We start from the raw sequence: 19,609 nt of genomic DNA, 5'->3' as shown, positions 1-19,609 counted from the left end.
GCATGACCCGGCGCTACCACCCCGCGATCAGCCCTTCAGCAGCTCGAACTGCACCGCTTCACCGGCGGCCGAAGACGCGCACACCCACACGTCGAACAGGCCCGGCTCGGCACGCAGCACGCCATCGCGGCCGGTGAACGCCAACTGCTCGCGGGTCAGGGTGAACACCACCTCGGTGGACTCGCCCGGCTGCAGTGCCACCTTGCGGAAGTCCTTCAGCTCGCGCACCGGACGCACGCGGCTGGCCACGCGGTCGTGGATGTACAGCTGCACCACTTCTTCACCGGCCACATCACCGCTGTTGGTCAGCGTGGTGGTGAGGGTCAGGGTCTCATCCCAGCCCAGCTGGGCTGCGCTCAGCTGCGGCGCGCCGTAGGCGAAGGTGGTGTAGCCGATGCCATGCCCGAACGGATACAGCGGCTCGTTCGGAATCTCGCGCCAGCGCGCCTTGAACTCCGACATGGTCGGCAGTTCCGGCCGACCGGTACGCGGGTGGTTGTAGAAGTACGGCTGCTGGCCCGACACCTGCGGGAAGCTGACCGGGAGGCGGCCCGACGGGCTGTAATCGCCGAACAGCACATCGGCCACGGCATGGCCGGTCTGCGTGCCCAGGTACCAAGTCACCGCCACCGCCTGCGCATTACGCACGGCGCCCTGCAGGGCCAGCGCGCGGCCATTGCGCAGCAGCACCACCAGCGGCTTGCCGGTCATCGCCACGGCCTCGGCCAGCGCCTGCTGTGCCGGCGGCAGGGTGATCTCGACGCGCGACTGCGCTTCGCCGCTGTAACGCTGCGGCTCGCCCAGCGCCAGCACCACCACGTCGGCGCGCAGCGCAGCGGCCACGGCCGCTTCGGTGCCACCGGGGATGGCCACTTCCAGTTCGCAGCCTGGCACGATCTCCAGCAGCGCTTCGTCGCTGATGGCGGCACGCACGCCGGTTTCCAGGTCCACGTAACGCTGCTTGTCGCCAAACAGCGTCCAGCAGCCCTCGATGTTTTCGCGGTCCTGCACGAACGGGCCGATCAGGGCGATCTTCTGCCCGGTCTTCTGCAACGGCAGCACGTTGTCGCGGTTGTTCAGCAGCACGATCGAACGGCGCGCCGCATCGCGCGACAGTTCGTCATGCGCGGCGATGTGCGAGGTGTCGGCTTCGCGCGCTGGGTCCAGCGAACGGTACGGGTCGTCGAACAGGCCGATGGTTTCCTTCAGCCACAGGATGCGGCGCACGCCTTCATCCAGCACCGCCATCGGCACCTCGCCGCTCTCGACCAGGCCCGGCAGGTGTTCGGCATAGAAGCCGCTCTGCATGCTCAGATCCAGGCCAGCGGTGAACGCCTTGGCGGTGGCATCGCGGTCATCGGCGGCATAGCCGTGCGCGACCAGTTCCATGTCGGCGGTGTAGTCGGAGATCACCACGCCCGGGAACTTCCATTCACCGCGCAGGATGTCGGTCAGCAGCTCGGCGTTGGCGCTGGCCGGCACGCCGTTGATGTCGTTGAACGAAGACATCACGGTGATCGCGCCGGCGTCGAAGGCGGCCTTGAACGGTGGCAGGTGCACGTCGCGCAGGGTCTGCGGCGAGATGTCCACCATGTTGTATTCCATGCCGGCCATCACCGCGCCGTAGGCGGCGAAGTGCTTGGGCGTGGCCAGCAGCGAATCGTCGGCGCGCAGGTCGCTGCCCTGGAAGCCGCGCACGCGGGCGGCGGCGAATGCACAGCCCAGCACCACGTCCTCACCGGCACCTTCGGCACCACGGCCCCAGCGCTGGTCGCGGGCGATGTCCACGGCCGGTGCGTAGGTCCAGTGCAGGCCGGCGGCAGTGGCTTCGACGGCGGTGGCGCGCGCGGTGCGCTCGGCCAGGTCCGGCTCGAAGCTGGCGGCCTCGCCCAGCGGAATCGGGAACACGGTGCGCATGCCGTGGATGACGTCAGCAGCCAGGATCACCGGGATGCCCAGGCGGCTCTCTTCGGTGGCGACCTGCTGGATGCGGCGGCCCAGCTCGGCGCCCACACCATTGAACAGCGAGCCGACCTTGCCCTCGCGCACCTGCTGCAGCACCTGGTCGGCATTGCGCACGTTGGCTTCCGGGTTCACGTCCGGGGCGAACGGGCGGACCATGTCCGCGAAGACACCCAGCTGGCCGACCTTTTCCTCGACGGTCATCTGGGCAATGAGGGATTCGATGCGATCGGAGGCCACCGGCAGTCCTTGATGAAAACGTTTACAAGCCCGGCATTCTAGCGATCCCGGGCGATTTGGCGAGAGGTTTTTTAATTCAGTTTCAGCCACCAGCGGGGTCCGTATGGCCCCGCCGGAGGCATCGCAGCTTACTCCGAGCCGGCCAACTGGCGCTGCCCGGCCATCAACATGGCGTCGCTGGAGGCCTGGAACACCCGCAGGCCGAAGGCCGGCAGGATCGCCAGCAGGTGGTCGAAGATGTCCGACTGCACCGCCTCGTATTCACCCCAGGCGGTGCTGCGGGTGAAGCAGTACAGCTCCAGCGGCAGGCCTTCGGTGGTCGGCTGCAACTGCCGTACCAGCAGGGTCATGTCGGTATGGATGCCCGGGTGGCTGCGCAGATACCGTTCCACATAGGCACGGAAGGTACCCAGGTTGGTCACCCGACGGCTGTTGACCTCGGCCACGCCCTGCTCGCGCAGGCGCCCGTTCCACTGCCCCAGCTCCTGCTCCTTCTCCTGCAGGTAATCACGCAGCAGCGCGAACTGGCCGAGGAAGGCCAGGTCGCCCTCGTCCAGGAAGCCGACGCTGTGCTGGTCCAGGTACAGCGCGCGCTTGATGCGGCGGCCACCGGCCTCCTGCATGCCGCGCCAGTTCTTGAACGACTCGGTCACCAGCTTCTTGGTCGGGATGGTGGTGATGGTCTTGTCGAAGTTCTGCACGGTGATGGTGTGCAGCGCGATATCGATCACATCGCCGTCGGCGTTCTGGCTGGGCATCTCGATCCAGTCGCCGATGCGCACGCGGCCATCGCCACTGATCTGCACGCTGGCCACCAGCGACAGGATGGTGTCCTGGAAGATCAGCATCAGCACCGCCGTAGCCGCGCCCAGGCCGGTCACCAGCGGGCCCAGCTTCACCCCCAGCAGGGTCGCGATGATGGACAGGCCGGCGGCCACGAACACCACGATCTTGACCACCTGCAGGTAGCCCTTGATCGGCTTGTTGCGCGCATCGGGCTTGCGCTCGTACAGGCTGTTGGCCGCGTCCAGCGCATGCGAAAACGCCATCGAGACCGTCAGCACGGCCCACACGATGCACAGCTTGATGATCACGTTGACCAGGCCGGGCGGCAGGTCGGGGATGAGGGTGATGCCCGAGGCGATCACCTGGCTGGGCACCACGTTGGACAGGCGCGAGATGACCCGCATCAGGTGGCTGCCACGCCCGGACTCGGCGCCCGGCAGGCGCTGCAGCAGGCGCCGCAGGCCACGCACCAGGATGCGCTTGGTCACCCAGTTGGCCAGGCCGGCTGCGATCAGCAGCGCCGAGATCATCAACGCCAGGTAGGCGCCAGGATAGGGTTCCAGTGTGTTCTGCAGCCGTTCCAGCCACTGTACCGCCACCACCGCGTCCACCATCAGTTGTCTCCTTCGTCATTGCCGTTGAGGTTGCCGGCCAGCGGCCGGCACTACCGGATCAGTCCCGCGTGCGTTCGATGATCACGCCGACCGCGCGCGCGCCACGCACCGCGCCCGGCTTGCTCAGCTTCAGGCGCAGCCACTTCACGTCGAATTCGTCCAGCACGATCTGCGCGCAGCGCTCGGCCAGGGTTTCGACCAGGCCGAATTCCGACTCACGCACGAACTGCTCCAGGCGCTTGCTGACCGCCTTGTAGTTCAGGGTGTGAGCGATGTCGTCGGAGGCCGCAGGACGACGGTTGTCGAAGCCCATTTCCAGGTCGAACACGAGGTCCTGGCGGATCCGTCGTTCCCAATCGTAGATGCCGATCAGGGCGTCGATCGTCAGCCCCTCGATGAAAACCTTGTCCATTGCGCTTACCAGCCCGAATACAGGGGGCCATGGTAACGGCACGGCGGTGAGCCTGCCCGGAACGGGCGGCGGGTGGCCGGTAGGGACGCGGCTCCAGAAAAGACAAAGGGCCCTGCTAGCGGGGCCCCTTGGTACCTCTCAACGTCCCCGGGGGGAGCCGGAATCCAGCCGCGAGTCCCGGAGCACACGATGCAGATCATGACGTTCATTCCCTCTACGGTCCAGAGTCAGTCGCGACATGTTGGTGGAAGCTCAAGGTGATAGAGGAATTCTGCTGTCTGACGCAGCGGCGTTGCCCGATATCACGCCAGCGGCAACCAGCGCAGGCTGGTGATCCGCCATGTGGTCCGTATTTGATGAGAGAGCAACGAATACTGCAGGCAGCGCTGTCACGCCCACGATGGGCGACGTACAAACGTATCGCGGACCGGCACTCTTTGGATGCCGCCTCGCTTTACGTATGGAACATGCAGATGTGCGGCGCGCTGCTATCCCCCCTGCACGTCTGTGAAATCGTGATCCGCAACGCGGTGGCCGCGGCGCTGGCGCATGCCTATGGGCCGCGCTGGCCTTGGCATCCTGCACTGCTGCAGCGGATGCCAGCAGATGGCGCGTTGTCGGCCTTGCAGGATATCCATAGACAGGCAGATCGTCGGATGGACACTCAGGAGATCATCGCCAGCCTTCGCTTCGCGTTCTGGCAGCAGCTTTTCACGCGGCGCTTCGAGGGAGCCATCTGGACGCGGGGCTTGAAGATTGCGTTGCCGAACGCGCCACAGAATGCTCTCAGCGTGGTTCGCACGAACATCCACGCAGACATCGGGCGCATCCGCCTCCTGCGCAACCGCATCGCGCACCACGAGCCCATCCTCGAGCGCGACATCGGCGCCGACCTGGCCGCGATCGGGCGGCTGATCCATGCCCGCTGCCCGCATACGCTGGGCTGGCTGCAGCGCCATGAGCGGGCGACAACGGTGTTGGCGGCGTCGCCGTTGGCAGGGCGTCCGTAATGTGTTCGCCGGGCGTGGCCCGGCGCTACGGGCTCAGACCGCCGGCAGGGTCGCCATGTCCCAGCGCGGGGTGACCTCGACCTTTGGCGGGCTGTGCTGGCCCGCCTGCAGGCGCAGCGCGCCGGCGAAGGCGATCATCGCGCCGTTGTCGGTGCACAACGCCGGCCGCGGGAAGCAGGCACGGCCGCCAAGGCGCTCGGCCATCTGCTGCAGGCGTGCGCGCAGGCGCTTGTTGGCGCCGACGCCGCCAGCCACCACGATCACGTTGGTCCCGGCCGCTTCCAGCGCGCGCTCGCACTTGATCGACAGAGTCTCGACTACCGCATCTTCAAAGCCGCGGGCGATGTCGGCACGGGTCTGTTCGCTCTGATCGCTGTCGCGCCAGGCCATCAGGACCTGGGTCTTCAGGCCGGAGAAGCTGAAATCCAACCCCGGGCGGTCGGTCATCGGCCGCGCGAAGCGGTAGGCACCCGGCGTACCCTGCTCGGCCAGCCTGGCCAGCTGCGGACCGCCCGGATAGGGCAGGCCCATCATCTTGGCGGTCTTGTCGAAGGCCTCGCCGGCCGCATCGTCCAGGGTCTCGCCCAGAAGGCGGTACTGGCCGATCGCATCCACCGCCACCAGCTGGGTATGGCCACCGGACACCAGCAGCGCCACGAACGGCGCCTGCGGCGGGTCGTCTTCCATCAGCGGGGCCAGCAGGTGGCCTTCCATATGGTGTACGCCCACCGCCGGTACCTCCAGCGCCCAGGCCAGCGAGCGGGCCACACCCGCACCGACCAGCAGCGCGCCAACCAGGCCGGGACCGGCCGTATAGGCCACGCCGTCGATATCACCTACACCCAGGCCGGCTTCGGCCAGGGTCTGGCGCACCAGCGGCAGCAGCTTGCGGACGTGGTCGCGGCTGGCCAGTTCGGGCACCACACCACCGTATTCGGCGTGCAGGGCGATCTGGCTGTAGACCGCATGGGCGCGCAGGGCCGCGCTGCCGGCCAGGTCGGTGTCATACACCGCCACGCCGGTCTCATCACAGGAAGATTCGATGCCAAGGACTCGCATGCCTGCTATTATGACGCCCCTGCCGCCCCCTCGGGGGACGCGCAGGTCTCACTGCTTTCGAACCTCTGGCCCGTATTCAGGGTTGGCCGCTTGCAGTTTGTCTATTCGCCGCTATAATGTGCGGCTCGCCGGGCGTGACCCGGTTCTACTGTGTCCCGGAGATTCCATGCCCAGCGTCAAAGTCCGCGAGAACGAGCCCTTCGAGTTTGCTCTTCGCCGCTTCAAGCGCACTTGCGAAAAGGCCGGTGTGCTGGCCGAAACCCGCAAGCGCGAGTTCTACGAAAAGCCGACCCAGGAGCGCAAGCGCAAGGCCGCCGCTGCTGTGAAGCGTCAGCTGCGCCGCTCGTCGCGCGACGTTACCAAGCGTCAGCGCCTGTACTGATCGGACGCATCTTCATTGCGATGGGCTTGCCTGTCGCGATGGAGCCGAAGCCGGCACGCGCGAGCGTCGCCGGCTTTTTGCGTTTCCGGGTTCGGGCATCCGCCCCGCCCCACCACCACCACGAGGTTCCTCATGAGCATGAAGCTGCAGCTCACCGAAGACATGAAGGCCGCCATGAAGGCGGGCGAGAAGCACAAGCTGGGCGTGATCCGCCTGATCAACGCCGCCATCAAGCAGCGCGAAGTGGACGAGCGCATCGAGCTGGATGACACCGCCGTGATCGCCGTGCTCGACAAGATGGTCAAACAGCGCAAGGACTCGGTCAGCCAGTTCGAAGCCGCCAACCGCGAAGACCTGGCCGAGATCGAGCGCGCCGAGATCGTGGTCATCGAAGCCTACCTCCCGGCCAAGATGGGCGAAGCCGAGATCGTCGCCGCGATCCAGGCCGCCATCGCCGAAACCGGCGCTTCCGGTCCGGCCGACATGGGCAAGCTGATGGGCGCACTGAAGCCCAAGCTCGCTGGCCAGGCCGACATGGGCCTGGTCTCCAAGCTGGTCAAGCAGCAGCTGGCGTAAGCCATTGCCGGGGTCGGATCCCTTTCGCATCGCGGAAGGGTTCTGACCCCATTGATGCACCCGCTTCACCGCACCTTCGACCCCCGGCTGCTACAACATCCCCATGGTCGAGCAATCGCACTCCCCCGCCGACACGCGTCCCCACGGCATTCCCGCACGGCTTCGCCACTACGCTGACCGCCTGCAGGACAGCTTCCCGATGGCCGTCGCCAAGCGCTTCGTCGAAATCGACGTGCTGACCCAGGCCGCCTCGGTCTCCTTCTACGCCCTGCTGTCGATGGCACCGCTGCTGGTGCTGCTGCTGTGGCTGACCGCCTCGCTGTACCCACCTGCACAACAGACGCTGATCAGCCAGATCGGTTCAGTGGCCGGCAGCAGCGTGGCCAGTGTTGCCGACACCGTGCTGCACAACGCCAACAGCCAGCCCAGCGTCGGTTCATTGGCCGGGCTGTGGAGCACGCTGCTGCTGTTCATCGGCGCCACCGCCGTGTTCGCCCAGCTGCAGAACGCGCTGAACCGGATCTTCCACACCAGCGGCCAGCGCCTGGAAGGCATCAAGGCCTGGCTGCGCAAGCGCGTGTTCTCGTTCGGCGTGGTGCTGGCACTGGGCTTCCTGCTGATCCTGTCGATGACCGCCACCACTGCGCTGCAGGTGGTGTTCGCGCAACTGCCCTCGGTACTGCCGGCAATCGGCTACCTCACCTCGCTGCTGCTGTACACGCTGGCCTTCGCCTTCCTCTACCACTACCTGCCGGACCGCCGCGTGGCCTGGCGGCAGGCCTTCATCGGCGGTGCCATCACCTCGGTGCTGTTCACCCTCGGCCGCTATGGCATCGGCGTCTACATCGCCACCGTGGCCCCGGGCAGTGCCTACGGTTCGATGGGCGCGCTGGTGATCTCGCTGGTCTGGATCTACTACGCCACCGCCGTGTTCTTCGTCGGCGCGCTGATGACTGCGGTGATCGACGAACGCCAGTATGCACGGGCGCAACTAGCCAGGGCTGGGGTCGAGTCCGAACAGGCCAGCCCCGGCATCGCCAGCGAGTAAACTAGGGGAACCTGCCGCCCCTGCTGCGCGCCCTGGCGGCCGCGCCCCGTTCTGTTGCCCATGGCCCGTATCCCCGACGCTTTCATCGACGACCTGCTCGCCCGCTCCGACATCGTCGAGGTGGTGGGCAGCCGCGTGCCGTTGAAGCGACAGGGCAAGGAATACGCAGCGCGCTGCCCATTCCATGACGAGCGCTCGGCGTCGTTCACGGTCTCGCCCACCAAGCAGTTCTATCACTGCTTCGGTTGCGGCGCGCACGGCACCGCGATCAGCTTCCTGATGAACTACGACCGCCTCGAATTCCTCGACGCGGTGGATGAACTGGCCAAGCGCGCCGGCATGGAAGTGCCCCGCAGCGAGAACCCGCGCAGCCCCCAGCAGCAGGACGACAGTCGCGAGCTGTATTCGGCGCTTGAGGCGGCCACGAAGTTCTTCCAGAGCAACCTGCAGGGCAGCGAAAAGGCACGCAGCTACCTGGATGGCCGTGGCGTGGACGAAGAGAACCGCGCCCGCTTCCAGATCGGCTATGCGCCGGATGGCTACAGCGGCCTGCGCGATGCGCTGGGCAAGGACGAGCGGCGCATGAAGCTGCTCGACCGCGCCGGCCTGTTCTCCAAGAACGACCGCGGCCACGTCTACGACAAGTTCCGCGACCGGGTGATGTTCCCGATCTTCGACCGCCGCGGCCGGGTGATCGCCTTCGGCGGCCGCGTGTTCGAGAAGGACGACGGCCCCAAGTACCTCAACTCGCCCGAGACCGCGCTGTTCCACAAGGGCCGCGAACTGTACGGCCTGTGGCAGGTGCGCCAGGCCAACCAGAAGATCGAGCGGCTGATCGTGGTCGAGGGCTACATGGACGTGGTCTCGCTGTTCCAGTTCGGGGTCACCCAGGCGGTGGCAACACTGGGTACTGCAACCACGCCGGACCATGCCGAACTGCTGTTCCGCAACGCGCCGGACGTGTTCTTCTGCTTCGACGGCGACGCCGCCGGCCGCCGCGCCGGCTGGAAGGCGCTGGAGTCGGTGCTGCCGCGCATGAAGGATGGCCGCCAGGCCTTCTTCCTGTTCCTGCCCGATGGCGAGGACCCGGACACCATCGTGCGCAAGGAAGGCGCCGAGGCGTTCAACGAACGCCTGAAGCAGGCCACGCCGCTGTCGCAGTTCTTCTTCGACGAGCTCACCCGCGAGGTCAACCTGGGCACGCTCGATGGCAAGGCGCGCCTGGCCGAGCGGGCCAAGCCGATGCTGGCGCAGATTCCCGACGGCGCCTTCGGCGACCTGATGAAGCAGCAGCTGGCGCAGCTGACCGGGCTCGGCGGCAACGCCCAGGCCGCGCGCGCGCCGATGCCGCAGCGCCAGCCCTCGCGAACGATCCAGCCAGTGGCCAAGCGCAGCCTGGTGCGCGGCGCGATCGCCGTGCTGCTGCAGCAGCCCTCGCTGGCGCTGACGCTGGGCGGCAAGCACCACTTCCAGGGCCTGCGCCTGCCCGGCGTGGAGCTGCTGCTGGAGCTGCTGGGGCTGGTCGAGCAGCGACCGGACATCAGCACCGGCGCCCTGCTGGAGCACTTCGACGGGCGTGAGGAGCAGGCATCACTGCACACACTGGCCGCGCAGACGATGCCCGGCGACGACGCGATGTGGACCCAGGAACTGCACGATGCCGTCGCCCAGCTGGAGAAACAGCTGCTGGTGCAACGTCTGGAAGAGTTGTTGGCAAAGCAGCGCCAGCAGGGCCTGGACGATACTGACAAGTACGAACTGCGCGAGCTGCTGAAGGCCCGCGCCGGACTGCGCCTGTAGCGGCAGAACGTTTTCACGGAGAGGACCATGCTGCTGCGCCTGACCTGCCTGCTGTTGTTGTCGCTCTGCCTGCCGCGGGTGGCCTGGGCTGAAGACGCGCCCCTCAACGAAGTTCGCCCCGGCCTGTATGCAGGTGGCCAACCCAGCGCCGCACAGCTGCAGGCCTTGGCCGCGCAGGGCGTGCGCACCGTGATCGACCTGCGCCAGCCCGGCGAAGACCGCGGCTTCGATGAAACGCGCGTGGCCGAATCACTGGGCCTGCGCTATGTACGCATTCCGGTGGCCGGCGCCGACGGCCTCGATGCAGTCAACGTGCGCGCCGTGCACCGGGCCCTGCAGCAGAGCCAGGGACCGGTGCTGCTGCACTGCGCCTCCGGCAACCGCGCCGGCGCCGTGCTCGCCCTGGTCAACGCACGCTACGAACACGCCAGCCCAGAACAGGCACTGCAGCTCGGCCAGCGCGCCGGCCTGAAGTCGCTGGAAGCCGCTACCCGCCAGCGCCTGGCCACACCGGTCACCTCGCCCTGAACCCTCCGCACCAAGGACCCTGCCCACCATGACCCGCTGGTGGTCGCGCCTGCGACCGGACAACTTCACCCTCGCCCTGCTGTGCACCGTCGGCCTGGCCTCGCTGCTGCCGATGAAGGGCGCCGCCGCCATCGTCCTCGACGATGTCACCACCGTCGCCATCGCCGCGCTGTTCTTCCTGCATGGCGCGCGCCTGCCGCGCGAGTCGATCATCGGCGGCATGCTGCACTGGCGGCTGCACCTGACCATCCTGGCCTGCACGTTCATCCTGTTCCCGCTGCTGGGCCTGCTGTTCAAGCCGCTGTCGGGCTGGCTGCTGACCCCGGAGCTGTATCTGGGTGTGCTGTTCCTGTGCACCCTGCCCTCCACCGTACAGTCGTCCATCGCGTTCACCTCGATGGCACGCGGCAACGTGCCTGCCGCGGTGTGCAGCGCCTCGCTGTCGAGCATCCTTGGCGTGTTCCTGACGCCGCTGCTGCTGACCGCGCTGGCCGGTACCTCCGGCGGCGTGCATGACCCACTGCATGCGATCGGCGGCATCATGCTGCAGCTGCTGGTGCCGTTCGTGGCCGGCCATCTGCTGCGGCCGTGGATCGCCGGCTGGGTGGAAAGGCAGCGCGCGCTACTGCGCTACACCGACCAGGCCACCATCCTGCTGGTGGTGTACTCGGCCTTCGGCGAAGCCGTCACCGAGGGCCTGTGGAGCAAGACGCCGCTGCTGTCGCTGCTGGCCGTGGCCGTCGTCGCCGCGGTGCTGCTCGGCATCGCCATGCCGCTGATCACCTTCATCGCCCGCCGCCTGCGCTTCAATCGCGAAGATGAAATCGCCATCGTCTTCTGCGGCTCGAAGAAGAGCCTGGCCACCGGCGTGCCGATCGCCAAGGTGCTGTTCGCCGGTGGCAGCCTCGGCGCCATCGTGCTGCCAGTGATGATCTACCACCAGATCCAGCTGATCGTCTGCGGCGTGATCGCGCAGCGGTATGCGCGGCGCAAGCCCTGACCCGACGCGCGGGTTGCTGCGGAAGAAACATCCACGCGTGGCGTGGATCTACTGTAGAACCGAGCCGATGCTCGGCTGGGTGCATACGGGGTCAGAGCCCCTTCGGGGATCTGACCCTGAGTCGAGCATTGCTCGAATCCACAGGTAGCGCCGGACCATGCCCGGCGGATCCACCCGCTACAACCAGGGCAGGATCCAGTGATCCACCAGCAGGAAGGCGAACAGCGCCATCAGGTAGACGATGGAGTAATAGAACATCTTCATCGAGAACAGCTCGTCCGGCGGGTCCAGCATGCGCCAGGCGTACCAGAGGAACACGGCGTTGAGCACGATCGCGCCGCCCAGGTAGAACACGCCGCTCATGCCCACCAGGTACGGCAGCAGGCAGACCAGTGCCAGCACCACCGAATACGCCATGATCTGTTTGCGGGTGTGCACCACGCCGTGGGTCACCGGCAGCATCGGAATTTCCGCCTTGGCGTAATCCTCGCGGCGGAAGATCGCCAGCGCCCAGAAGTGCGGTGGCGTCCAGATGAAGATGATCAGCACCAGCAGCGACGAGTACGCCCAGTCCGACGAACCCTGCATGCCGGTCACCGCGGCCCAGCCCAGCATCGGCGGCATCGCGCCGGCCAGGCCACCGATGACGATGTTCTGCGAGGTCGCACGTTTCAGGTAGACGGTGTAGATCACCGCATAACCGATCAGCGAAGCGAAGGTCAGCACCGCGGTGATCAGGTTCACCCACAGCACCAGGATCACCATCGACAGCACGATCAGCACGCTGGCGAACACCAGCACCTGCCACGGCTTGACCTTGCCCACCACCAGCGGCCGCCACGAGGTACGTGCCATCTGCGCATCGATGTGCGCATCCAGCAGCTGGTTGATCGCGGCCGCGGCCGACGCCGCCAGCCAGATGCCGAGGAAGCCGAGCACGCCGGCGCGCACCTGCTCCCAGCTGGGCACGCCGGGGATGGCCAGGACCATGCCGACCAGGGCAGTGAAAACAATAAGGGCGACGACCTTGGGCTTGGTCAGGTCCCAGTACTGGCGGTAATTGGAAAACATGGAATCAGTCCGGGGCACGCAGGCGGGCCAGCAGGCTGACCAGCACGAACAACAGGGCAACGGCCACGCCGTTGTGGGCCACCGCCACTTCCAGCGGCAGCGCCAGCTTTACATTGAGGATGCCGAGGGTGACCTGCAGCACCAGCAGCGCGATCAGCGCGCTGGCCCAGCCACGCATGCTCGGCACCCGGAACAGGCGCACGCCCAGCCACAGCAGGTAGACGGCCACCACCACCGCGAACATGCGGTGCGCCATCTGGATGGCGATACGCGAAGCGCCATCCAGCACGCCGCCTTCGTAGTCCACACCGATACCGCGCCACAGGGTGAAGCCCTCGGCGAAGTTGTGCTGCGGCCACCACTGGTTGGCGCAGCGCGGGAAGTTGTCCAGCGAGGCGCTGCCGCCGCCACACGCCAGCGCCGCGTAGTTGGCGCTGACCCAGCCACCCAGCGCGATCTGGGTGACCAGCACCGCCACGCCAATGCGCAGCAGCCACTTCAGCTTCGGCGCCTCAGCCAGGGTGATCGGCATGTGCGTGGCACGCCAGGCCATCCACACCAGCAGGCCGAACATCAACATGCCGCCCAGCAGATGACCCATCACCACGATCGGCTTGAGCAGCAGGGTCACCGTCCACATGCCCAGCAGGGCCTGGAAGATCACCACTGCCAGCGTCAGCAACGCAGCACGCGCCAGGTCGATGTTGCTCCAGCGCAGCGCGGCGATCAGCAGGATCGCCTCGCCGATCAGCGCCAGGGCGCTGGCCGTCCAATGCCAGCCCATCATGTACAGCGGTATGCCCGCGGCCACCAGCACGCAGGCGGTCACCACCGCCGTGCTTCCGAAACGCCGCTTGCGCGTGGCCAGCAGGGCCAGGGTCAGGATCTCGATGCCGAGCGCGCCAGCCAGGAAGCGGTGCACCTGCTCACGCCAGGCCTTGTGTGTTTCCAGCGGACGGATCTCCGCCGCCGGGTGGCCAATGGTCTCTTCCACGTGTTGCGGCCAGGTGGCCTGGCCATAGCAGGTCGGCCAGTCCGGGCAGCTCAGGCCGGCATCGGACAGGCGCACGAACGCACCGAACATGATCGTGCTCGCAGTCATGATCATGGCGAACCACGCCAGGCGGTGGAAATTGCGGTGCAGCGCCGGACGCGCGGAAAGGCTCATCAAACAGGACTCACTTCAGTTTCAGCAACGTGGCCATGTCCTTGCGCAGGCCACCGAGGTCGCTGCCCGGGGCATGACGCATGATCACGAAGCCGTTCGGATCGATCACGTAGACCGGCAGGCCCGCCGGATCATCGACGCCCGGCAACGCCGCGCGCAGGGCTGGCGACGGAGCCAGCGGCCGCAACGCGGGCAGCGAGGCGATCGACGCCGGTGGCGTTCCCAGCCACAGAATCTCGACATTATCGGCGTTATGGCCGAACAGCTGCCACACCTTGCCCAGTCCCTGCGACAAAGTGACGCACTGCGCATCGCAGGCCCCGGCCGGCGCCACCAGCAGACGCCAGGTACGCGCCTCGGGGTTCCAGGGGTAGGGTTGGCCATTGGCCAGGGCCGGAGCCTGCTGCCGCAGGTCGACCGGCGGCTTCAGCAGTTGGCCGGCATTGCGGTGCCCGGTCGGCTGCCAGCCGGTGAAGCGCAGCACGGCGGCCAGCGCCATCGCCCCGAAGAACACGGCAAACAGCAGCACCAGGGTCCGGCGGCCGGAGCCGCGCGCCTGCGGGGACGTAGCAGTGTTCATGCGGGTCATTTTCTCATGGTTGGGAAAGGGATGCCGGCCAGCGGCCGGCACTACCGGGCAACGGGCCGTCTCCTGCGCCGCTCCAGCACCAGCGCAACCACCAGCACGGTAAGGGCCAGCCCGAACCACTGCACGGCGTAGCCCAGGTGGCGCTGCGGCGGCAGCGTGTTCGGCAGCAGGTCCATATCGCGTTCGTCGCCGAAGGGCAGCGCCGGATCCAGCCGCAGCACGCGGTCGGGCAATGCCGGCAGGCCAAGCGCCGCCGCGAGGCCCTTGGCGGGCAAGCGGCTGGCGAGCCAACGCCCGGCCTCATCGGTAGCGGAGAACGCGGGCCCCAGTGCCAGTCCCGCTGACGGCGGCGGCGCCAGCAGCCCGCGCACGGCCACTGGCGAAGGGGGTGCCGGCACATCCGGCAGCGTGCGATCCGGCGGCAGCGCGCGCCACCCCAGATCGACCAGCAGCACGCTGCCTTCGTCACTGCGGAACGGGCGATAGATCTTCACCCCGGCGCGGCCATGCCGGGTCTGGTTGTCCAGCAGCACCACGCCGGGCAGGAAACGGCCATGGTCGGCCACACCGTGCAACGCGCCGGGGGCCGCGAGTGCCTGCGACAGCGGCAACGCCTGTGCCACAGCTGGACCCTGCGCATCCAACATTGCCTGTTTGGCATGCATGCGCTGCAGTTGCCACAGCCCCAATGCGCTGAAACCGGCCATCGCCAGCAGCGCCAACAGCCAGCCGATCAGGCGCGTGTGCTGGCGCATCATGACAAGTCCGCGCAAACGCGGTCAGATAGGCGCATCCACCCTGCCCTCGAGCCGCGCATGAGTGATTCGCTGAAGACCCTGCTGGTAATCGCGTTTCTGATCGTCATCGTCTGGAATCTGGGCGCCGGCCTGTATTACCTGCTGGTCGACCGCGGCCAGACCAAGCGCACGGTCAACGCACTGACACGCCGCATCGGGGTGTCGGTGGCCTTGATCGTACTGGTGATCGTGAGCATCTACATGGGCTGGATCAAACCGCACGGCATCGGCGGCTGAGGCCACCGATACGTGCTCGGTCAAAGCACGTAGACGAACATGAAGAGCATCAGCCACACCACGTCGACGAAGTGCCAGTACCACGCGGCGGCTTCGAAACCGAAATGGTTGTCGCGGGTGAAGTGTCCCTTCGCCGAACGCAGCCACATCACGATCAGCATGATCGTGCCCAGCAGCACGTGCGCGCCGTGGAAGCCTGTCAGCATGAAGAACGTCGAACCGTAGATGCCCGAACCGAGCGTCAGGTTCAGTTCCTTGTAGGCGTGGATGTACTCCTCCGCCTGCAGGGTCAGGAAGCCGAGGCCGAGCACCACGGTCAGGCCCAGCCAGATCAGCAGCTGGCGGCGGTTACCGGCCTTCAGCGCGTGATGGGCGATGGTCAGGGTCACGCCGGAGGTCAGCAGGATCAGCGTATTGATCAGTGGCAGGCCCCAGGCCGGAATGGTCTGGAATGTGCCACCGATCGCCGCCGGGCCATTGGTGGGCCAACCCGCCGAGTAGCCCTGCCAGAGCAGTTCGTTGGTCATCACCCCGCGGCCTTCGCCACTGAGCCACGACAGGCCCAGGTTGCGGGTGTAGAACAGCGCGCCGAAGAACGCACCGAAGAACATCACTTCGGAGAAGATGAACCAGATCATCCCCATCCGGAATGACCCATCGACCTGATGGTTGTAGTTGCCGGCCTGCGATTCGCGCACCACGTCGCTGAACCACCAGAACAGGGTCAGCACCAACATCGCCACGCCGATGTAGAAGGTCCAGCGGCCCCAGCTGGCGTCATTGAGCCAACTGGCCACGCCGACCATGGTCACCATCATCGCGATGGAACCGACGAACGGCCACTTGCTCTGGGCCGGGACGAAGTACACGTTGGCGTCGGTAGGTGTCTGGGCCATGGTCGGTATCCGGGTCAGGGAGCAGCGTGGGCGCCTTCCGACGTGGCGGCGGGCGCCAGCCGATCGGACAACGCATCGTTGCGGTAGAAGGTGTAGGACAAGGTGATCGTGCGGATTTCCGGCGGCAGGTCCGGATCGACGATGAAGCGCACCGGCATGTCACGCTTCTCGCCGGCCTGCAGGGTCTGCGCAGTGAAGCAGAAGCACTCGGTCTTGCTGAAGAACCCGGACGCGCGTGCCGGCGCCACCGACGGCACCGCGCTGCCGACCACGGCCTGCTGGCTGTCGTTGCGGGCGAAGTACAGAGCTTCGTTGAGCTCGCCAGGCACCACATCCATGGTCAGCTGCTCGGGATGGAACGACCACGGCAGCCGCGAATTGACGCCACCATCGAATTCCACCCGCACGGTGCGTTTGCCGGTAGCAGCACCGGTACTGGCTTCGCTGCCCGGGCCACGTTCCAGGCGCACGCCGAATACCTTCTCGCAGGCGATGCGATACAGCGGTACCAGCGAGAACGTCAGCAGGAACACCACCACCGCAACGCCGATCAGGCGCGGCAGGCCGGCGCTGCGTGACGGAGCGGTGGCCGGTGTTTCGCTCATCGACCGATCACGCCGCTGAGGATGAAGCCGACGTACACCAGCACGGCGATCGCGCCCACCCACAACGCGGTGCGCCTGGCGCGCTGGCGCTGCTCCGCATAAAGCGGCGCGGTGCCCGGCCGCTGGCCTGCCGATGCGCTTGCGGCCAAGCGTGGCTCGGCTCTGGCCGGGGTGATCGGGCTCTCGTTATGCATGCATCACCTCAATGACCGATATCGTCGTGGGCCAGGTCGCCCGGGCGGATCGTTGGCGGCGTGGTGAAGGTATGCGCCGGTGCCGGCGACGGCAGCGTCCATTCCAGGCCGCGCGCACCTTCCCAGGAGCGGGCCTCGGCCTTCTCGCCATTGCGCAGCGAGGACAGCAGGATCGCAGCCATCATGAACGGCGTGGCGAACATGCCGAACGCACCGATCGAGCTGATCAGGTTCCAGTCGGCGAACGCCACCGAGTAATCGGGGATGCGGCGCGGCATGCCGGCCAGGCCCAGGAAATGCTGCGGGAAGAACAGCAGGTTGACGAACACGATCGACCACCAGAAGTGCACCTTGGCCCACTTCTCGCTGTACATGCGGCCGGTCCACTTCGGCCACCAGTAGTACACCGCCGCTATCAGCGCGAACACCGCGCCGGTCACCAGCACGTAGTGGAAGTGGGCGACCACGAAGTAGGTGTCGTGGTACTGGAAGTCAGCCGCCACGATGGCCAGCATCAGGCCGGAGAATCCACCGATGGTGAACAGGATCACGAAGGCCACCGACCACAACATCGGCGCCTCGAACGTCAGCGAGCCACGCCACATCGTGCTCACCCAGTTGAACACCTTCACGCCGGTCGGGATCGAGATCAGCATGGTGGCGAACATGAAGTAGATCTCGCCGCCCAGCGGCATGCCCACGGTGAACATGTGGTGGGCCCAGACGATGAACGACAGGAACGCGATGGCGGCGGTGGCGTACACCATCGCCTGGTAGCCGAACAGCGGCTTGCGGCTGAAGGTCGGGATGATCTCGCTGACCACGCCGAAGGCGGGCAGGATCATGATGTAGACCTCGGGATGGCCGAAGAACCAGAAGATGTGCTGGAACATCACCGGGTCACCACCACCGGCCGCATTGAAGAAGCTGGTGCCGAAGAACTTGTCGGTCAGCAGCATCGTCACCGCACCGGCCAGCACCGGCATCACCGCGATCAGCAGGAACGCGGTAATCAGCCAGGCCCAGCAGAAGATCGGCATCTTCAGCAGGTCGATGCCGGGCGCGCGCATGTTCAGCACCGTGGCGATGATGTTGATCGCGCCCATGATCGAACTGATGCCGGCCACGTGGATGGCGAACACGGTGAACGCCACGTTGTAGCCGCCCTGCAGCGACAGCGGCGGGTACAGCGTCCAGCCACCGGCCGGCGCGCCACCGGGCAGCAGGAAGGTCAGCAGCAGCAGGCTGAAGGCCACCGGCAGCAGCCAGAACGACCAGTTGTTCATGCGCGGCAGCGCCATGTCCGGCGCGCCGATCTGCAATGGGATCATCCAGTTGGCCAGGCCGACGAAGGCCGGCATCACCCCGCCGAAGATCATCACCAGCGCGTGTACGGTGGTCAGCTGGTTGAAGATTTCCGGACGGATGTACTGGATGCCGGGCTGGGCCAGTTCCAGCCGGATCAGCACGCTCATGAACGCGCCGATGACGAACATGATGAAGCTGAAACCCAGGTACAGCGTGCCGATGTCCTTGTGGTTGGTCGAGAAGAACCAACGCTCGAAGAAGCTCTGCGGGTGATGGTGATCGTCGTGCCCAACTGCCGAGTGCGCCATTGCAAAACACCTCTCAGGATCGGTTGTCGCCGCAGCCGCGATACGGCCGCGGGCAGTTACATCAGGCTCCGCTGGCCGCCGCCGCAGGCGCGTTGCCGGCCTCGGCGGCTGCCGGTGCCGCCGGCTGCGCCGGCGTTTCACTGGCAGGTGCGGTGGGTTCGGCGGGCGCGGCAGGCGCTGCCGGTGCAGGCGCGGGTTTGCGCTGCGCCAGCCACTGCTTGAATTCTTCCTTGGACACCGCCTCGACCACGATCGGCATGAAGCCATGGTCCTTGCCGCACAGCTCCGCGCACTGGCCGCGGTAGACACCGGGCTGCTCGATGCTGGTCCAGGCTTCGTTGATGAAGCCGGGAATGGCGTCCTGCTTCCAGCCCAGCGCCGGCACCCACCAGGCGTGGATCACGTCGTCGGAGGTGATGACGAAGCGCACCTTGGTATCAACCGGCAAAACCAGCCGGTTGTCCACGTCCAGCAGGTAATGCGGATGGCTCTCGCGGGTCGGCACCTTGCCACTCTGCCGCATGCGATCGGATTCACGGTCCAGGCGGCTGGTGAAGGTGACGTTCTCACCGAGGTATTCGTACTTCCACATCCACTGGTAACCGGTGACCTTCACGGTCATCTCGGCATCGCGGGTGTCGTACATCTTGATCAGGTTGGCCGTGGCCGGCCACGCCATCACCACCAGGATGATCACCGGGATCACTGTCCAGATGATTTCGGCCTTGGTGTTGTGGCTGAAGGTGGCGGCCACCGCGCCTTTCGACTTGCGGAACTTGAACATGGCGTAGGCCATGGCGCCGAACACGATCACGCCGATCACCGTACAGACGATCAGCGAGAGATTGTTCGATTCCCAGGCCAGGCGTGAGGTCTGGGTCACCCCCTTGCCCATGTTCAGCTGCCACGGCTTTGGATCGGCCGCCTGGGCCAGTGCCGTCCCCGGCATCGACAGCAGGGCCGCCATCGTGGCGACCATTGCAACGCACTTCGTGCCCCACCCTCTGCTTTGCTTCATT

At 66.5% G+C, this 19,609-nt stretch carries 21 protein-coding genes; 8 read left to right on the top strand and 13 right to left on the bottom strand.

What is annotated here, in order from left to right; all coding sequences use genetic code 11:
* Positions 1-27: 27 nt before the first annotated feature.
* From ACZK2G_RS01930 to folB, 3 genes are all read right to left on the bottom strand, one after another.
* The gene (locus tag ACZK2G_RS01930) at positions 28-2,202 is read right to left on the bottom strand and encodes a glycoside hydrolase family 3 N-terminal domain-containing protein (protein WP_046983885.1); all 2,175 of its coding nucleotides are present in this window, start codon (positions 2,200-2,202) and stop codon (positions 28-30) included.
* 128 nt (positions 2,203-2,330) lie between these two features.
* On the bottom strand, positions 2,331-3,602 hold the full coding sequence (locus ACZK2G_RS01925) for a mechanosensitive ion channel family protein (protein WP_046983886.1): 1,272 nt from the start codon (positions 3,600-3,602) through the stop codon (positions 2,331-2,333).
* 58 nt (positions 3,603-3,660) lie between these two features.
* Positions 3,661-4,014 (bottom strand): dihydroneopterin aldolase, encoded by a 354-nt coding sequence (gene folB / locus ACZK2G_RS01920; protein WP_046983887.1) that lies wholly within the window; start codon positions 4,012-4,014, stop codon positions 3,661-3,663.
* A gap of 356 nt (positions 4,015-4,370) precedes the next feature.
* Between folB and ACZK2G_RS01915 the strand changes: the two genes are divergently transcribed.
* Positions 4,371-5,024 (top strand): hypothetical protein, encoded by a 654-nt coding sequence (locus ACZK2G_RS01915; RefSeq protein WP_136639634.1) that lies wholly within the window; start codon positions 4,371-4,373, stop codon positions 5,022-5,024.
* Positions 5,025-5,057: 33 nt separating this feature from the next.
* On the opposite strand, the gene tsaD is transcribed toward ACZK2G_RS01915, so the two are convergent.
* The gene (gene tsaD / locus ACZK2G_RS01910; RefSeq protein ID WP_004138714.1) at positions 5,058-6,083 is read right to left on the bottom strand and encodes a tRNA (adenosine(37)-N6)-threonylcarbamoyltransferase complex transferase subunit TsaD; all 1,026 of its coding nucleotides are present in this window, start codon (positions 6,081-6,083) and stop codon (positions 5,058-5,060) included.
* Positions 6,084-6,249: 166 nt separating this feature from the next.
* On the opposite strand from tsaD, the gene rpsU reads away from it, so the two are divergent.
* The 6 genes from rpsU (at position 6,250) to ACZK2G_RS01880 (ending at position 11,417) form a co-directional block, all read left to right on the top strand.
* Entirely contained in the window at positions 6,250-6,465 is a 216-nt protein-coding gene (rpsU, locus tag ACZK2G_RS01905) for a 30S ribosomal protein S21 (protein ID WP_002808376.1), read from the top strand.
* Positions 6,466-6,597: 132 nt separating this feature from the next.
* Positions 6,598-7,041 (top strand): GatB/YqeY domain-containing protein, encoded by a 444-nt coding sequence (locus ACZK2G_RS01900; protein WP_046983889.1) that lies wholly within the window; start codon positions 6,598-6,600, stop codon positions 7,039-7,041.
* 103 nt (positions 7,042-7,144) lie between these two features.
* Positions 7,145-8,089 (top strand): YihY/virulence factor BrkB family protein, encoded by a 945-nt coding sequence (locus tag ACZK2G_RS01895; protein ID WP_478474508.1) that lies wholly within the window; start codon positions 7,145-7,147, stop codon positions 8,087-8,089.
* 60 nt (positions 8,090-8,149) lie between these two features.
* Entirely contained in the window at positions 8,150-9,889 is a 1,740-nt protein-coding gene (dnaG, locus tag ACZK2G_RS01890) for a DNA primase (protein WP_430767152.1), read from the top strand.
* Between the two features lie 27 nt (positions 9,890-9,916).
* A complete protein-coding gene (locus ACZK2G_RS01885) occupies positions 9,917-10,417 on the top strand; it encodes a protein tyrosine phosphatase family protein (RefSeq protein WP_478474506.1) in 501 nt (166 codons plus the stop codon).
* Positions 10,418-10,445: 28 nt separating this feature from the next.
* Complete coding sequence (locus tag ACZK2G_RS01880) at positions 10,446-11,417, top strand: bile acid:sodium symporter family protein (RefSeq protein ID WP_286070719.1); 972 nt, start codon at positions 10,446-10,448, stop codon at positions 11,415-11,417.
* Positions 11,418-11,594: 177 nt separating this feature from the next.
* Here ACZK2G_RS01880 and cyoE read toward each other — a convergent pair whose 3' ends face one another.
* Genes cyoE through ACZK2G_RS01860 form a run of 4 tightly spaced genes read right to left on the bottom strand, consistent with a single transcriptional unit; the run spans position 11,595 to position 15,003 of the window.
* Complete coding sequence (cyoE, locus tag ACZK2G_RS01875) at positions 11,595-12,488, bottom strand: heme o synthase (RefSeq protein ID WP_426354585.1); 894 nt, start codon at positions 12,486-12,488, stop codon at positions 11,595-11,597.
* Positions 12,489-12,492: 4 nt separating this feature from the next.
* The gene (locus ACZK2G_RS01870) at positions 12,493-13,656 is read right to left on the bottom strand and encodes a COX15/CtaA family protein (RefSeq protein WP_088479121.1); all 1,164 of its coding nucleotides are present in this window, start codon (positions 13,654-13,656) and stop codon (positions 12,493-12,495) included.
* Between the two features lie 10 nt (positions 13,657-13,666).
* A complete protein-coding gene (locus ACZK2G_RS01865; protein ID WP_012509837.1) occupies positions 13,667-14,236 on the bottom strand; it encodes a hypothetical protein in 570 nt (189 codons plus the stop codon).
* A gap of 50 nt (positions 14,237-14,286) precedes the next feature.
* A complete protein-coding gene (locus ACZK2G_RS01860) occupies positions 14,287-15,003 on the bottom strand; it encodes an SURF1 family protein (protein WP_478474504.1) in 717 nt (238 codons plus the stop codon).
* A 57-nt stretch (positions 15,004-15,060) separates the two neighbouring features.
* On the opposite strand from ACZK2G_RS01860, the gene ACZK2G_RS01855 reads away from it, so the two are divergent.
* Positions 15,061-15,279, top strand: coding sequence for a twin transmembrane helix small protein (locus ACZK2G_RS01855; protein ID WP_010484233.1), 219 nt, complete (start codon positions 15,061-15,063; stop codon positions 15,277-15,279).
* A gap of 20 nt (positions 15,280-15,299) precedes the next feature.
* Here the strand turns inward: ACZK2G_RS01855 and ACZK2G_RS01850 are convergent, their stop codons facing one another.
* From ACZK2G_RS01850 to coxB, 5 genes are all read right to left on the bottom strand, one after another.
* A complete protein-coding gene (locus tag ACZK2G_RS01850) occupies positions 15,300-16,175 on the bottom strand; it encodes a cytochrome c oxidase subunit 3 (RefSeq protein WP_046983897.1) in 876 nt (291 codons plus the stop codon).
* Positions 16,176-16,189: 14 nt separating this feature from the next.
* On the bottom strand, positions 16,190-16,780 hold the full coding sequence (locus tag ACZK2G_RS01845; protein WP_025878292.1) for a cytochrome c oxidase assembly protein: 591 nt from the start codon (positions 16,778-16,780) through the stop codon (positions 16,190-16,192).
* Positions 16,777-16,974 carry a hypothetical protein gene (locus ACZK2G_RS01840; protein WP_136639629.1) on the bottom strand — a complete coding sequence of 66 codons (198 nt, stop codon included), beginning with the start codon at positions 16,972-16,974 and terminating at the stop codon, positions 16,777-16,779. Before ACZK2G_RS01840 ends, ACZK2G_RS01845 begins: the two co-directional genes overlap by 4 nt.
* Before the next feature lie 8 nt (positions 16,975-16,982).
* Complete coding sequence (gene ctaD / locus ACZK2G_RS01835) at positions 16,983-18,590, bottom strand: cytochrome c oxidase subunit I (protein ID WP_025878294.1); 1,608 nt, start codon at positions 18,588-18,590, stop codon at positions 16,983-16,985.
* A gap of 61 nt (positions 18,591-18,651) precedes the next feature.
* Entirely contained in the window at positions 18,652-19,608 is a 957-nt protein-coding gene (coxB, locus tag ACZK2G_RS01830) for a cytochrome c oxidase subunit II (RefSeq protein ID WP_253079362.1), read from the bottom strand.
* Between the last annotated feature and the right edge of the window lies 1 nt (position 19,609).

The sequence above is a fragment of the Stenotrophomonas sp. 107298_Sma genome, assembly GCF_056480345.1.
The sequence above is the reverse complement of the archived record's forward strand: the minus strand, read 5'-3'. Positions and strand labels throughout refer to the sequence as shown.